The following is a 14,417-nucleotide window of genomic DNA, read 5'->3' on the forward strand; positions in this document are numbered from 1 at the left end:
CAAAGACAAAGGAGGATGGGAAATGGCAGATCAACAGCTGATTTCTCTGGTAGATCAGATGACGCTGGAGGAAAAAATCGCGCAGCTTCTACAACTGGCCGTCCCTTTTTTCGAAGGAACTCAGGAATCCGGACAGATTACAGGTCCTATGGAGTCGCTCGGCATAACGGATGCCATTGTAAGTAATGCAGGCTCCGTGTTGGGTTTAGCGGGTGCAGAGGAAGTTATCGCTGTTCAGGAAGCGCATATGCGCAAAAATAGGCTGGGAATCCCGCTGCTGATCATGGCCGATATCGTGCATGGGTTCAAGACCATTTTTCCGGTGCCGCTGGCAATGGGAAGTTCGTGGGATCCGAGTCTTGCCGAGCGGAGTGCGGAGATCGCTGCACGTGAGGCTGCGGTATCCGGTCTTCACGTGACCTTTGCGCCAATGGTGGACCTGGTTCGCGATCCCCGTTGGGGACGCGTGATGGAGTCGACCGGCGAAGATCCCTATTTGAACAGTGAATTTGCGCGAGCTTTTGTCAGGGGGTTTCAGGGTGACGACCTGAGCGGCGACCTGAACCGGCTTGCAGCTTGCGTGAAGCATTTCGCTGCCTACGGAGCAGGCGAAGGTGGCCGTGATTACAACACGGTGGACATGTCCGAGCGTCAGCTGCGGGAATATTACTTGCCTGGATACAAGGCGGCGCTGGATGAGGGCGTCGAGATGGTCATGACCGCCTTCAATACCGTGGATGGAATCCCGGCTACCGGCAATAAAAGGCTGATGCGCGATTTGCTGCGAAGCGAATGGGGCTTCGATGGTGTACTGATTTCCGACTGGGGAGCGGTCAAAGAGATGATTCCCCATGGCATTGCGGAGGATGAAGAAGAAGCGGCACTGAAGGCCATGGAAGCTGGCGTGGACATTGAGATGATGACTTCCAGTTATGTTCATCATTTACCGGCACTGGTCCGAGAGGGACGGGTGGATGAGTCTCTGATTGATGAGGCCGTGCTGCGCATTCTAACTTTGAAAAAGCGCCTCGGACTGTTTGAGCGTCCTACGAGGGGAGCTGATCCGCAGGCTGAGCGGGAAATCTTATTCTGCGATGAGCATCGTCAGGCGGCACGGGAAGCAGCGGCTAAATCCTGCGTGCTCCTGAAGAATGAAGCTCTGCTGCCGCTGCAAGCGGAGCAGCGTGTTGCATTGATCGGCCCTTTTGCTGCAAGCGGCGATATTCTCGGTCCATGGTCGTGGACGGGCTCCAAGGAAGATGCAGTGACGATGGAGCAGGGCCTTCGCTCCAAGCTGCCATCTGGTCAGCTAACGGTAGCCGAGGGCTGCGGTGTGAGCACAATGACCGGACGGCAATTGGAAGAAGCCATGAAGGCTGCGATGGAAGCCGACGTTATCGTGCTTGCGCTGGGGGAGGATTCCGAGATGAGCGGAGAAGCGGGCAGCCGCGCCCTCATTACATTGCCACAGCCGCAGCTGCAGCTGATTCAGCACCTCAAAACGCTGCAGAAGCCGATGGTTGCCGTCTTGTTCAACGGCCGCCCGCTGGATCTGCACGGTGTGCTGGATGAGGCAGATGCAGTACTGGAAGCCTGGTTCCCGGGAACTGAAGGCGGAGCAGCTGTAGCTGCACTGCTTACAGGCGAAGTGAATCCTTCCGGCCGTCTCAGCATGTCGTTTCCATATTCCGTTGGACAAGTACCGGTATATTATAACCATTTCAACACCGGGCGTCCGAAGGATGCGCCAGACGCGCAGGAGCGCTATGTATCGCAATATTTGGACATTCCGAATGAGCCGCTGCTTCCGTTTGGTTTCGGTCTAAGCTATACCGATTTCAAATATGGGGACATGACGCTGTCAACGGATGAAATATCGCCGGATGAATCTCTGGAGGTCACGGTTTCGGTTACGAATACCGGAGACATGGCCGGCGAAGAGGTAGTACAGCTGTATATTCGTGATCGATCCGGCGAAGTTGTCAGACCGGTCAAGGAACTGAAGGCTTTCCGCAAGGTACAGCTGCAGCCTGGCGAACAACAGGATGTAACCTTTACGCTGACCGAACAACAGCTGCGCTATCATCATTCGGATCTATCCTTCACCAGCGATGCGGGGGAATTCGATATTATGGTCGGAAAGAATAGCAGGGATACAGAGACACGGCGGTTTCGACTTCGGAAATAAACACATATTTTTGCAGACAGGAAGTGATACTTGTGACAGCCAGCAATGTAATGAACGATGACAAGATGGTTCTCAAGGCGGGAGAATTAACGTTTACCTTTTTGCCTAGCGGTGATCTGTTTCAGGCGACTTACGGCAGCACCATGATAAACCAGCTCCTCTCCAATTCGATTGATGGTGCCCTTAACAATCTGTTTCTGAGAATTCATACCGAGGCCGGCATCGAGGCGATTCCCCTGCTTGGGGTGCATTCGAACAGCATGGTTACCCGCTTGGATAATCGGATGATGTGGGAAGGAAACGTTAAGGGAGTTGCCTATAAGGTACTATTCACCCCGACAGAATCAGGAGCCTGGTTCTGGGATATTGAGCTCCAAGGGGAAGGGATTCAAGTTGATGTTGTGTATGGACAGGACGTAGGGATCGCGCATCCGGGCGCCGTTCGAACCAATGAAGCGTATTTGTCCCAGTATATCGACCATGCCGTGTTTGAACAGGAAGACCTGGGTTATGTCGTGTGTTCCCGTCAAAACCAGCCGCAGGGAGGCGTGTTCCCCTATCTTCAGCAAGGCGCGCTGACAACAGCCGTTGGCTATGCCACGGATGGATTTCAGTTTTTTGGTCTTTCTTATAAGGAGACAAACCAAGCGGAGGCCTTGTCCAAGGAGAGCCTGGCTAATGAAGTGTATCAATATGAATTTGCTTACACTGCGCTGCAGTCACCATGCCTCGAGCTTGATGGCAAGGCGAGATTCGTATTTTATGGATTGTTTAAAGAGCATCATCCTGAGGCTGTCACCGAATTGGAGTTCCAGGATGAGCTTCAGTCAACTTGGCAGCAGGTTGAAGCTATCGGCATGACAGGAACGGGTCATAAACTAACGCGCACGGAACGATCGGAGTTCCTTGGGGAACCTCTGCGTACCGTGCCTTTGACTGCAGACGAGTTGAAGGCATTGTATCCTGTACGCCGCCAAGAGGAGCGTGACGGGGAAGAGCTGTTGTCCTTCTTCACGGATACCTACGAGCATATCGTCATGAAGGAGAAAGAGCTTCGAGTGGAGCGTCCGCACGGTCATATCCTGATGAGCGGTCAGAATGTGACGCTTGGCAGTCCTGTCCTAACGACAACCTCGTATATGTATGGGGTGTTCAATTCTCAGGTGGTTACGGGCAATACCAACTTCAACAAAATGATGAGCCACGCCAGAAGCGCGCTTAACGTGCTCAAAACGTCAGGTCAGCGTATCTATGTAGACATTGACGGGAAGTACCGTCTTCTTACCATGCCATCCGTGTTTGAGATCGGCTTTAACTATGTACGGTGGTATTATAAGACTGACAATGACATGCTGATCATTACCAACTTCACCTCGGCCGTATCGCCGGAGCTGACGCTTGAGGTTCGTTCTAAGAGCGGCAGGGCTTACCGTTATCTCGTCACTATGCAAATGACGATGGACGTCAATGAATATGAGGTTCCGTATCACCGTGTTCAGGAAGGCAACGTGATCACGTTCCGTGCGGATTCGGCTTCGCTCAGCGCGTCCGTATACAAGGATCTCCATTACCGTCTTCAGGTAAATGGAGCTGATGTGCATGTTACAGACGAAACCGCTCTGGCAAGCAATGTTGTATCGGGAGATGCTTCCCTGACGGTGTTAAGGCTTAGTGAGAGCGCTGAATGGACTATGACCATACAAGGCAATCTCGATGCGGCGAATGCTCCGATTCAGGCTCGGCAGGCCGAAGAGGAGATCGCAAGCTACCGCTCGTTCTATGCTTCGGTCATGAACGGGTTCCACTTAAGTTTCAAGGATGGTCAGGATGACAGCTTGTTCAAGGTGAATGCGCTGGCCTGGTGGTACACGCACAACATGCTGGTTCACTATTCCGTACCGCACGGGCTGGAACAATACGGCGGTGCGGCGTGGGGGACACGCGATGTATGCCAGGGACCTGTCGAGTATTTCATGGCAACTCATCAATACGAGCAGGTTCGGGATATTCTGCTGGAGGTGTACTCCCACCAATACGAAGATGACGGGAATTGGCCGCAGTGGTTCATGTTTGATCAGTATGCACATATACAGCAGGAAGAAAGCCATGGCGACATTATCGTTTGGCCGCTTAAGGTGCTTGGCGATTATTTGGCCGTTACTCATGATTACGACATTCTGGAGCTGGCCGTCCCTTATACTAGAAAACACAGCTTCGATTTTACAGAGCAATCGCATACCGTGCTTGAGCATGTGAAGAAACAATTGTCCTACATTCGGAATCATTTCCTTCATGACACCCATCTGTCTTCCTATGGAGACGGGGACTGGGATGATACGCTGCAGCCGGCCAACGCCCAATTGAAACAGTTCATGGTCAGCAGCTGGACGGTAGCTTTGACGTATCAGACCTTGAACCAGTTCTCCCATGTCATGGAGAACGTGGATACAGGAATGTCCGCTGAGATGGGGGAACTCGCTGAAGGAATCCAGCGAGATTTCAATACGTACATCTTGAATTCCGAAGTCATTCCTGGATTTGTATATATGGAGAGCAAAGAGCACAGCAAATTCCTGCTTCATCCAACGGATCAGGAGACAGGAATCCAGTATCGATTGCTGCCAATGACCCGCAGCATGATCAGTGAGCTGTTAACGCCGGAGCAGGCAGCCAGCCATTACGAGATTATCCGTGAACAATTGTTCTGCCCGGACGGGGTGAGGCTGATGAATCGTCCGGCTGTATATGCCGGCGGCGTCAGCACCCACTTTAAGCGGGCGGAGCAGGCAGCCAATTTTGGCCGGGAAGTGGGCCTTCAATATGTGCATGCGCACATTCGTTTTGTGGAGGCCATGGCGAAGCTTGGCAAGAGCAGCGAGGTATGGAGCGGGCTTGAGCGCATCAACCCGATCGGCATTACCGAGGTTGTGCCGAATGCGGAGCTGCGTCAGAGCAATGCGTATTTCAGCAGCTCCGACGGGAAGTTCAACACCCGCTATGATGCACAGGAATCTTTTGATGAGCTGCGCAGCGGACGCGTGCCCGTCAAGGGAGGATGGAGAATTTATTCCAGCGGTCCAGGGATTTATATGAACCAGCTGATCTCCAATGCGCTTGGCATTCGTGAAGCCGGGGGCGATCTCGTGATCGACCCGGTTCTGCCGACGTCACTCGATGGTCTTCAGTTCGAATTCCATTATGCAGGAATCCCGGTTACGTTCAGCTATCACATTGATAGCCGTGAGGAGACCCGTGTCACGATCAACGGACAGGATGTAGCCGCCGGTTCCATCCGGAACCGTTACCGCACAGGCGGCGTGCGCATTTCCAGCGCGGACTTCAAGCGATTAGCCACAGAGAGTCAGGATGGATGTGTTGTGGATATTTACAGTGGAGTTAATGAACAATAATGCTTGACCCCTATAACTTGTCAGCAGGAAACACATCGTTCTGATATAATGAATGGAATGGTTATCGAAGCGAGGGATGGCGATGAAGACCCGTCAAGAGACAGTGACCATCCGGTTCTCCGAGATGAAGGACGCCGTTTCACTCATGGAGCTTGATGAACTGGTATGGGATCGTAATACAGCCCCTGAGCCGCTGAAATGGACCTCAAGGGATCATTACCTTCTGCAATGCCCGCCCGGCACGCAGCTTGTGGCGCTGTATGAGGAGGAGTTATGCGGTTATGTTGGATTCCGTGCGCCAACAGGCCTTCACAGCAATCGTCATGTGCTGGAGTTGAATATAGCGGTTCATCCCTCCCATCAACGGCGGGGCATCGGGAAGCGCCTTATAGAAGCAGTGAAGGAGATGGCACGGGCGGAGGGCATAACGAAGCTGAGGCTGCGCGTGCTGTCCAGTAATCCCGGTGCACTTTCCTTCTATAAGAACTGTGGATTTAAGGAAGAGGGCCGACTGATTCAGGAGTTCTATGTGGACGGGCGTTACGTCGATGATATCTTAATGTGTTATTTCTTATAAACCGCGCATCGCTCAAAAGCACTGTCCATGTGCAAGAAGAGGATGAGTAGTAGGTTGGAACGGCCCGGCAGCTTGCCGGGCTGTTTTTTTATTTCTGCAGCTTGATCGCTTCTGGACAAGAGCACAGGCGATTGCATATAGTAGATGAAAAAAGAAGAGGGCGGAGGTTACTTCCATGACTTTAGGAATTGTATCACTGAATGTGGGAACGCCTGTAACCGTTGAATACCAGGGAAAAGACCTGTCTACTGGAATCTACAAGCAGCCAGTGGACGGCCCTTTGTTTCTGAGCACGGTGAATTTCGCAGGGGACGGGCAGGCTGACCTCGTTAATCACGGCGGCGTAGATAAAGCGGTGTGCGCTTATCCCTACGAGCATTACGCCTATTGGGAGAACAGTCTGGGGAAACAGATGCCCTATGCCGCCTTTGGAGAGAATCTGACACTGCGGGGAATGCTGGAGGATCGGGTCTGCATTGGCGATATGTACCGGGTAGGAGACGCAGTGGTGCAGATCAGCCAGCCCCGATACCCGTGCTTCAAGCTGTCTCAGAAGCTTGGTGTCAAGGACATGCCGGTACGTGTGCTGAACACAGGTTATAGCGGGTTTTACTTCCGAGTGCTGGAGGAAGGGGATGTCCGTGCCGATTCCTCCGTCACCCAGCTGGAGTCTCACGCTGCGGGCGCGACGGTGCTGGAGGTGCTTCGTATGATGAAGGATGGACGGAAGGATGAGCAGGGGTTGAACCGCATGCTTGAACTGGATGTGCTGTCTGTTAGTTTGAAGAGGCAGTTCGGAAAATGGCTTGAAGCCCTGCAGAGCAGGGCGGATTGATGTTTCTGGAGGGCGATTGGTCAAACCGGCCCTGCCCTTGCGTACTTTCCTTGTCTCAATATTCCTTGCCGGATGGCAAAACCGGCTTGCGTCCCTTCCACAGGATACAAACCGGTTTCTTTAAGATGATCTGTCTTATAATGACAATACGACGTTTTCTTGCGGCGTGATGAGAGGCCAAAGGCTGTCTTATGATCAAGCGCAGGTGCTGGTTATCTCATCCGCTTCCATTCGCTTTGAATCATGCCGTAAACCGCATGGTTTACATAGCCTTGAGGCAGCTTCTCCGCTTCCCGGATAACGCCTTCCAGCACAAATCCCAGCCGTTCCGGGATGGCCCGGCTGCGATGATTCGCGGTCGCACAGCGGATCTCCACCCGGTTCAGCCCCATGCGCATCAGCGCGTGATCCGTGAACGCCCGGCAAGCGCTTGTCATCAGGCCTTGGCCGGTAAAATGCTGATCCAGCCAATAGCCAATGCTGACGGAACGGTTGGTCCAATCAATCTCATGGAATGAGATGGTCCCAGCCAGCTCCTCGCGCACCCAGATGCCTGCCGAGAAGCCACCGTTGTCGGCCGCTTGCTTCATGGCCCCTTTAATATAATTGACGGAATCGTTTATCTCTGTGACGGCATCCACCCAGGGAAGCCACTTGCGGAGGCGGTCCCGTGACCGGTCTGTCATCTCGAACAGGGCCCGTGCATGCTCTATGGCCAGTGGCCGCAGCTCTACATGGTCGTCTAATGCGTATCCAAACATATATGTATTCTCCTTTGTTCACCATCGTGAAGGGTATGCAGCTTTAACGAGTTCGCTTCACTTTTTGCTCTAATGCGTAAATATCTTCTTCAAGGGAAATCATACGCTGACTGACCACCGTTCTGCAGTCGCTGAGCGCTTGATTATATAAGTGCGGCCCCAGCGTTTCCATGAAAAAATCGAGAACGCTCTCCGCAGCCAGATGACCCAGGGTCTCGCCGCGCTCGGTTTCAAAATATTCCTGGACCCCTTCGATAAGCTGTTCGCGCTGCTCTTTGGGAAGTTTGCTAGGTTTCATAAGATTGACAGGCCTCCTATAATGGCTGTTTTCTCTTCATGCTACCCTATAAAAAAGCCCCCGTCAAAATGATTGTTGCAGGCATATCACCTTCTGCCGAATGAATTGTTCGCAGGTTGAATGCATCGATTGGATTGCCTGTCGATTGCACATCTGAAATGGGCGGCTTGTGGTGCTGGAACGCCGAATTCCTTGAACAATCCCCGCATTACAGGTATATTTAAGGGAAACACGTTTATACAGGAGATAGACAGAAATTCACAGAATGAAAGGTTGATCAACGTGGAGAACCATCGGGGAACCCCCTCCAATTTCATAAAGAATGTAATTACCGAAGACCTGAAGTCCGGTAAGGTCAAGGAGATCGTTACCCGCTTTCCGCCGGAACCGAACGGTTACTTGCATATCGGACATGCCAAGGCAATCTGGATCAATTTCACACTGGCCGACGAGTTCGGCGGACGGACGCACTTGCGGTTTGATGATACGAACCCGGTGAAGGAAGACATTGAATATGTCAATTCTATTAAGGAAGACGTCAAGTGGCTCGGCTTCGATTGGGAAGAGCTGCGGTATGCTTCTGATTATTTTGAAGAAATGTTCAATCGCGCGGTGCTGCTGATCAAAAAAGGGAAGGCTTACGTGGATGATCAATCCGCTGACCAAATCCGCGCAACCCGCGGAACCCTGACCGAGCCTGGTCAAAACAGTCCTTACCGGGATCGCGGCGTTGAAGAGAATCTGGATCTGTTCGAGCGGATGCGCAAAGGGGAATTCGCCAACGGCGAGCGCGTGCTGCGTGCGAAGATCGATATGGCTTCGCCTAATATTAATCTGCGGGATCCGGTCATTTACCGTATCTCTCATGCACATCATCATAATACGGGCGACAAATGGTGCATCTATCCGATGTATGCTTTTGCGCACCCGCTGGAAGATGCTATTGAAGGCGTCACGCATTCCCTGTGCTCCCTGGAGTTTGAAGATCAGCGCCCATTCTATGACTGGGTGGTAGCGGAATGTGAGATGGACAGCACGCCGCACCAGTACGAATTCGGACGTTTGAACGTAGCGCAGACGGTAACGAGCAAGCGCAAGCTGAAGCAGCTCGTAGACGAGAACGTTGTGGACGGCTGGGATGATCCGCGCATGCCGACGATCTCCGGACTTCGCCGTCTGGGCTATACCCCGGAGGCTATTCGCAGCTTCGTATTTGAGACGGGAATTTCGAAGGCATACGGTACAGTGGATCGTCAGGTGATGGAGCACTTTATCCGGGAAGACCTGAAGCTGAAGGCGCCGCGTACGATGGCTGTGCTGGACCCGCTGAAGGTGGTTATCACGAACTATCCTGAAGGTGAGACGGAGTGGCTGGACGCCGAGAACAATACGGAGAATCCGGAAATGGGGATCCGTCAGATTCCATTCTCCCGCGAGATTTATATTGAGCAAGAGGACTTTATGGAAGATCCTCCGAGCAAATATTTCCGCTTGTTCCCTGGCAATGAGGTTCGTTTAAAACATGCTTATTTCATCAAATGCCATGAGGTCATCAAGGATGAGAGCGGCAAGGTTGTTGAGATTCACTGCACCTATGATCCGGAGACGAAGAGCGGCAGCGGCTTTACCGGACGGAAGGTGAAAGGGACGATCCACTGGGTGGAGGCCACCCAGGCTGTACCAGCCGAATTCCGTCTCTTCGAACCGCTGTTCAAGGGCGAAGAGGAGGAAGCGGAAGGGGTGCAAGAAATTGCGGGCGAAGAGCAGGAAGTCGCAGCGGAAAAGTCCTTCCTGGACGACATCAATCCGAATTCACTGCAAATTGTGCAGGGCTTCGTGGAACCCAATATGAAGGATGCGGCACCACAGGACAAGTTCCAGTTCTTCCGCCACGGATATTTCAATGTGGACTCGAAGTATTCACAGCCGGGGCGTCCGGTATTTAACCGCGTAGTCTCCCTGAAGAGCTCGTTCCAGCTTCCGAAGAAGTGAGAAGGCTCGTAGAATGAACAAAAGGATCATGGACAGAGGCTGCTGATGTCTTTCATGCTCCCCATAACATAAACAAGACTCGAAGGCTCCCGTAGGGGAGTCATTCGAGTCTTGTTATATTTACGGTAGGTAGTCTGGCATACATTCAAGACGATCTAATTCGCAGTGTATCCCTCAGCCTCATCATCCGGGTGCAGCGGCTGGTAACCATGCTTGCGCAGGTTGTACCACATCCAGCCAAAACCGATGGCACCCACAATGGCAAGCATCATGCCGGTTCGGTACATGATCTGCGCCCCGAAGTTCTGGAACATCCAGCCGCCGGCCAAACCGCCGATGACGCCGGAGATGCCGCTCCAGCTTAAGGTGTAGATCGCTTGTCCGGATGCCCGGTAAGGCGTCGGAACAAACAGCATCGTGAGCTGTACGCCGACATAGAAATATCCGCCAAAGGTTACGCAGTGCAGAAGCTGGATGAAGGCTACCTCGAGCGGGCCATTGGCTTCCGCCATAAGCAGCCAGCGGAGCGCGAAGAGCAGGCTGACAATGGTCAGGCAGCCGACCAGCACATTGATCTTCCGCTTCAGGAAGCGATCAAACAGAATGAAGATCGCCACTTCAAATATCGATGAGAGGAAGATTGCAAGACCGACCATCTGTTTGGTGCCGCCAAGCTCCAGAATGTATAAGGACATAAAGGTATTATTGGCCGTGTTCGGGATGGATACCATGATGCCTAACAGAATGAACCAGACAAAATGGGGATTCAGGAACAGTCGGGTAAGTCCTCTTAGGTTGACGGTTGCCGATGCTGTTGTTTTCTGAATGGAGGGCAGTGTGAACATGAACAAAGCCGCCACGAGCAGCATGATCGAGAACACAATGGAGATGCGTCCGGATCCGAGCTGATCGATTACCGGTCCTGCGACAATTGCTGTCAAGGCCCATCCCAGGGAGCCCCATAGCCGAAAAGAGCCGAATTTCTGCTGCGTTCCATCAATATAGGTTAGAATCAGTGAATTCGTCTGCGAGAACATCGGAGTCTGGAAAAAATAAAAGAAAATCATCGTCATGTATATCATTGCGTAGGTATTCGCTTGAAATACAAACTGAACCAGCAGCAGTGTACCGGTCATCATGATCAGAAGCACGCGTTTGATGTTTGCCGCCCGATCACTCCAGAATCCCCAGAAAGGATTTGCAAAGATGGACACAAATGGCGCGATGGCCATCAGGCTGCCGATCTCAATTTTGCTCATGCCGATATCTTGCAAATACAGCTGAAAGAAACCAGTGAAGATGACCATGGTTCCGTAAATGAAGAAGTTGAACAGCTTGAGCGATGTCAGCGAAGGTTGAGCATTGTCCATATTCTGCAAGTAGGTCATTCCTTTCAAACCGAATACAATCAAAAATAACGGCGTCCAAAAAAGCCGCTTTCCTTTCAATGTATCACGCATTGAAAAGGGATACAAACCATCTTTTAAATAATTTTCCATTTATCTGGTTATTATCCCATAGACTGAATGATGTTTTTACAACCTGTTAAGAAAGTGTGGTGAAACGAATGAGTGGTCAAACCGTCGTTGTCAATCTGCCATCCGATTCGGTGACGGGCATCGTGCTGGCAGGAGGAGCCTCCCGGAGGATGGGGAGGAACAAAGCCCTTCTGCCTATGGGAGAAGCGAGTATGATCGAGCGGGCGGTACAGGCTATAGGCAAAGTGAGCAGCCGGGTGATCATATCGACCAACGATCCGAAATCCTATCATTTTTTGGGGGTGGAATGCGTTCTGGATATTCTCGCGGGGAAGGGACCCATGGCGGGTCTTCATGCAGCACTTGGGGCGTCGAATACTCCATGGAATGTGGTTGCAGCATGCGACATGCCGTTTATTCACGAGCAGTTTCTTCAGGGACTGCTGAATCTGGCGATTACGCAGGACACGGTAGAGGCCGTAATCCCGGTTGTTCAAGGGAGAATGCACCCGCTGCTGGCGGTATATCGCAGGGAAGTTATGACGAGTCTCGAACGAAGGCTTCAGGCGGAACAGTACCGCATGGTCGAATGGGTGGAGGAGCTAAAGGCTGTATACGTGAACGAAGAGCAATTAGAGCACATGACAGGTCTTGATCCGCGAAAGGTCTTATTTAATATGAATACGCCAGATGATTATGAGACAGCAAGAGGGATTTCCTCATCCTAAAAAACACCCCCGCCCGTTGGATGCTGGCGGGGGTTTGCTTATTTACTTCTATTATTGAGCCTAAGATACAATCTGTCTTCCGCTCGCTTACAGCTCGCAGAGGGCTAGCCGCCGATCTGCGACATACGCCGCACAGTGGGGGTGTGGCTCTGCGCTTTTTTCTCAAGTGCCAGTGCCATTTCATGATTGAGCGGCTTTGCACCCAGCGCTTTCCGGAACAGGTTCGCAACCGCCTGGGGATCATCGATGACGCGGCGCACGTTAAACTCGTCGGACCAGTACAGACAAGCCTTGATATGGCCGTCCGCAGTCAGCCTGAGCCGGTTGCAGGAGTCGCAGAAATGGTCGCTGACCGGATGGATCAAGCCAAACGTCCCTGTGGCTCCGACAACCTTCATGTTGCGGGAGGGCCCGTTGCCGGATGGACCCTGCTCTTCCTGGATGCTCCATCCGGCCTCCTGACACACTTCGGATACTCGGCTTAGTGGCAGGTACGAATCGCGCCAGGCATCGGATGCTTGACCAATCGGCATATATTCAATAAAGCGGACATGTAAGGGACGATTGAGTGTCATGGCGATGAAATCGCGGATCTCATCTTCGTTAAAGCCCTTCATCAGCACCATGTTCAGTTTGATGGGATCCAGGCCGGCTTCATAGGCTGCTTCGATGCCTTCCAGCACTTTAGACACATGGCCGCCGCGCGTAATGCGTGCATAACGCTCCTCGTGAAGCGAATCCAGACTGATGTTGATTCGCGTGAGTCCTGCTTCCTTAAGAAGCCGGGCTTTTGATGGCAGCATGATCCCGTTGGTTGTGAGGGATATATCTTGAATTCCTTCTATGGAAGCAATCATACGGACTAAGTTCTCCAGATCCTTGCGCACGAGCGGCTCACCGCCGGTAAGACGTACTTTGGATACCCCCATGGGGGCAAGAACGCGGAGGATCGCGGCGATCTCTTCGTAACTCATAATCTGATCGTGAGGTTGGAATTCCATTCCTTCTTCCGGCATACAATAGACACAACGCAGATTGCACCGGTCCGTCACCGAGATACGAATATAATCATGGACCCGACCGAAAGAGTCTTTAAGCGGTTCAATCATGGAAATCCCCCTTTCGTAGCATACATGGTCACATTGTAGCTATTCCCTGAATCGGAGTCAATGCGACATTTAGGTCCCTCCCGGCGGACAAGCTGCAGGCAGACGGTCATAATTTTGTGACAAGTATCACAGAAAACGCTTTCGAAATCATGTATATTGAACCTGTGGACAAAAGCTTTCTCCCCTTGAAAGCGAGTAGTGACATTCTAGATTTCCGAAAGTTTCCTTATTTTTCCGAAATTTTCGGAAATCATTTCAAGCTGCTTTCATTAGACGTTCATCTAAGATATACTGTCAAGGATATCACATCCAACAAGAGAGGTTACAAAGTAGGAGGTTCGATATGGGGATATCACCTGTTCAAACTTTGGAGGTACCTGACGTCTGTCACAGGTGGCTTGAAAACCGGGGAACGGTTTATGAGCTGCTGATTGATTTTTTGGGCAACTGGCCCAGCTTGTCTATGATTGCAGAATGGAGCCGCGGAAGCGGAATTAGCAAGGCTGCGGAGTGTTCGAAGGCAGGTTCAGACCTGATGAAATATTTGTGCGGACGCTCGCCTGAGGAATTGGTTCGGATTTGCGAGTATGAAGGGGCGGAATACCGCCGACTGCTTGAGCAGACCAAACAGCGTCAGGCCGCTGAGTCCCATTATACCCAGGATGGATGCGCTCAGGATTTGGCCGAGTGTTATGCATCCGCTGGTGTAGCATTCAATAAACTGCATGGCGAAGCGGACGATCATATAGCCCTCGAACTGGAATTTATGACACTGCTTCATGACCGTATGCTGAACAATACGTATTGTGAACACAGCATGCTGCAATTAATGCAGGTTCAGGAGAAGTTTCTGGAAGAGCATCTGTTGTCATGGGTGCCCTCTCTCTGCAAGGATCTGAAAGGTTCTACGGAGAGTCCGCTGTATCAGGCATTATTCAGCCTGCTCGAGGAGTTCCTCGCACAGGATCTGAACATGCTGAAGACGTGGAAGCAATCCAGGGAAGCTGTACTGGTGCATTAGAGCAGCAGATAAGAAAACCA

Annotated in this window: 11 protein-coding genes; 7 read left to right on the forward strand and 4 right to left on the reverse strand. The window is 51.9% G+C overall.

Annotation, left to right across the window (positions count from 1 at the left end; translation table 11 throughout):
* Positions 1-22: 22 nt before the first annotated feature.
* The 4 genes from bglX (at position 23) to B9D94_RS30275 (ending at position 7,010) form a co-directional block, all read left to right on the forward strand.
* Complete coding sequence (gene bglX, locus B9D94_RS30260; RefSeq protein WP_148248651.1) at positions 23-2,188, forward strand: beta-glucosidase BglX; 2,166 nt, start codon at positions 23-25, stop codon at positions 2,186-2,188.
* Positions 2,189-2,220: 32 nt separating this feature from the next.
* Entirely contained in the window at positions 2,221-5,598 is a 3,378-nt protein-coding gene (locus tag B9D94_RS30265; protein ID WP_148248652.1) for a GH36-type glycosyl hydrolase domain-containing protein, read from the forward strand.
* An 82-nt stretch (positions 5,599-5,680) separates the two neighbouring features.
* Positions 5,681-6,175: a GNAT family N-acetyltransferase gene (locus B9D94_RS30270; protein WP_006213133.1), complete on the forward strand. Its 495-nt coding sequence runs from the start codon at positions 5,681-5,683 to the stop codon at positions 6,173-6,175.
* Between the two features lie 175 nt (positions 6,176-6,350).
* Complete coding sequence (locus tag B9D94_RS30275) at positions 6,351-7,010, forward strand: MOSC domain-containing protein (protein ID WP_076150752.1); 660 nt, start codon at positions 6,351-6,353, stop codon at positions 7,008-7,010.
* Positions 7,011-7,222: 212 nt separating this feature from the next.
* Here B9D94_RS30275 and B9D94_RS30280 read toward each other — a convergent pair whose 3' ends face one another.
* Positions 7,223-7,771: a GNAT family N-acetyltransferase gene (locus tag B9D94_RS30280; RefSeq protein ID WP_006213131.1), complete on the reverse strand. Its 549-nt coding sequence runs from the start codon at positions 7,769-7,771 to the stop codon at positions 7,223-7,225.
* Between the two features lie 43 nt (positions 7,772-7,814).
* Positions 7,815-8,069 (reverse strand): DUF2164 domain-containing protein, encoded by a 255-nt coding sequence (locus tag B9D94_RS30285; RefSeq protein ID WP_006213129.1) that lies wholly within the window; start codon positions 8,067-8,069, stop codon positions 7,815-7,817.
* 273 nt (positions 8,070-8,342) lie between these two features.
* On the opposite strand from B9D94_RS30285, the gene B9D94_RS30290 reads away from it, so the two are divergent.
* The gene (locus B9D94_RS30290) at positions 8,343-10,061 is read left to right on the forward strand and encodes a glutamine--tRNA ligase/YqeY domain fusion protein (RefSeq protein WP_040681084.1); all 1,719 of its coding nucleotides are present in this window, start codon (positions 8,343-8,345) and stop codon (positions 10,059-10,061) included.
* Between the two features lie 155 nt (positions 10,062-10,216).
* Here B9D94_RS30290 and B9D94_RS30295 read toward each other — a convergent pair whose 3' ends face one another.
* Positions 10,217-11,449, reverse strand: a complete 1,233-nt coding sequence (locus B9D94_RS30295) for an MFS transporter (RefSeq protein WP_172964091.1) — start codon at positions 11,447-11,449, stop codon at positions 10,217-10,219.
* A 179-nt stretch (positions 11,450-11,628) separates the two neighbouring features.
* On the opposite strand from B9D94_RS30295, the gene B9D94_RS30300 reads away from it, so the two are divergent.
* On the forward strand, positions 11,629-12,267 hold the full coding sequence (locus tag B9D94_RS30300; protein ID WP_148248653.1) for a molybdenum cofactor guanylyltransferase: 639 nt from the start codon (positions 11,629-11,631) through the stop codon (positions 12,265-12,267).
* 104 nt (positions 12,268-12,371) lie between these two features.
* On the opposite strand, the gene moaA is transcribed toward B9D94_RS30300, so the two are convergent.
* Complete coding sequence (moaA, locus tag B9D94_RS30305; protein WP_148248654.1) at positions 12,372-13,376, reverse strand: GTP 3',8-cyclase MoaA; 1,005 nt, start codon at positions 13,374-13,376, stop codon at positions 12,372-12,374.
* A gap of 343 nt (positions 13,377-13,719) precedes the next feature.
* Between moaA and B9D94_RS30310 the strand changes: the two genes are divergently transcribed.
* Entirely contained in the window at positions 13,720-14,397 is a 678-nt protein-coding gene (locus B9D94_RS30310) for a TorD/DmsD family molecular chaperone (RefSeq protein ID WP_006213123.1), read from the forward strand.
* Positions 14,398-14,417 lie beyond the last annotated feature (20 nt).

It is taken from the genome of Paenibacillus sp. Cedars (assembly GCF_003184205.1).
Classification (GTDB): domain Bacteria; phylum Bacillota; class Bacilli; order Paenibacillales; family Paenibacillaceae; genus Paenibacillus_AQ; species Paenibacillus_AQ glucanolyticus.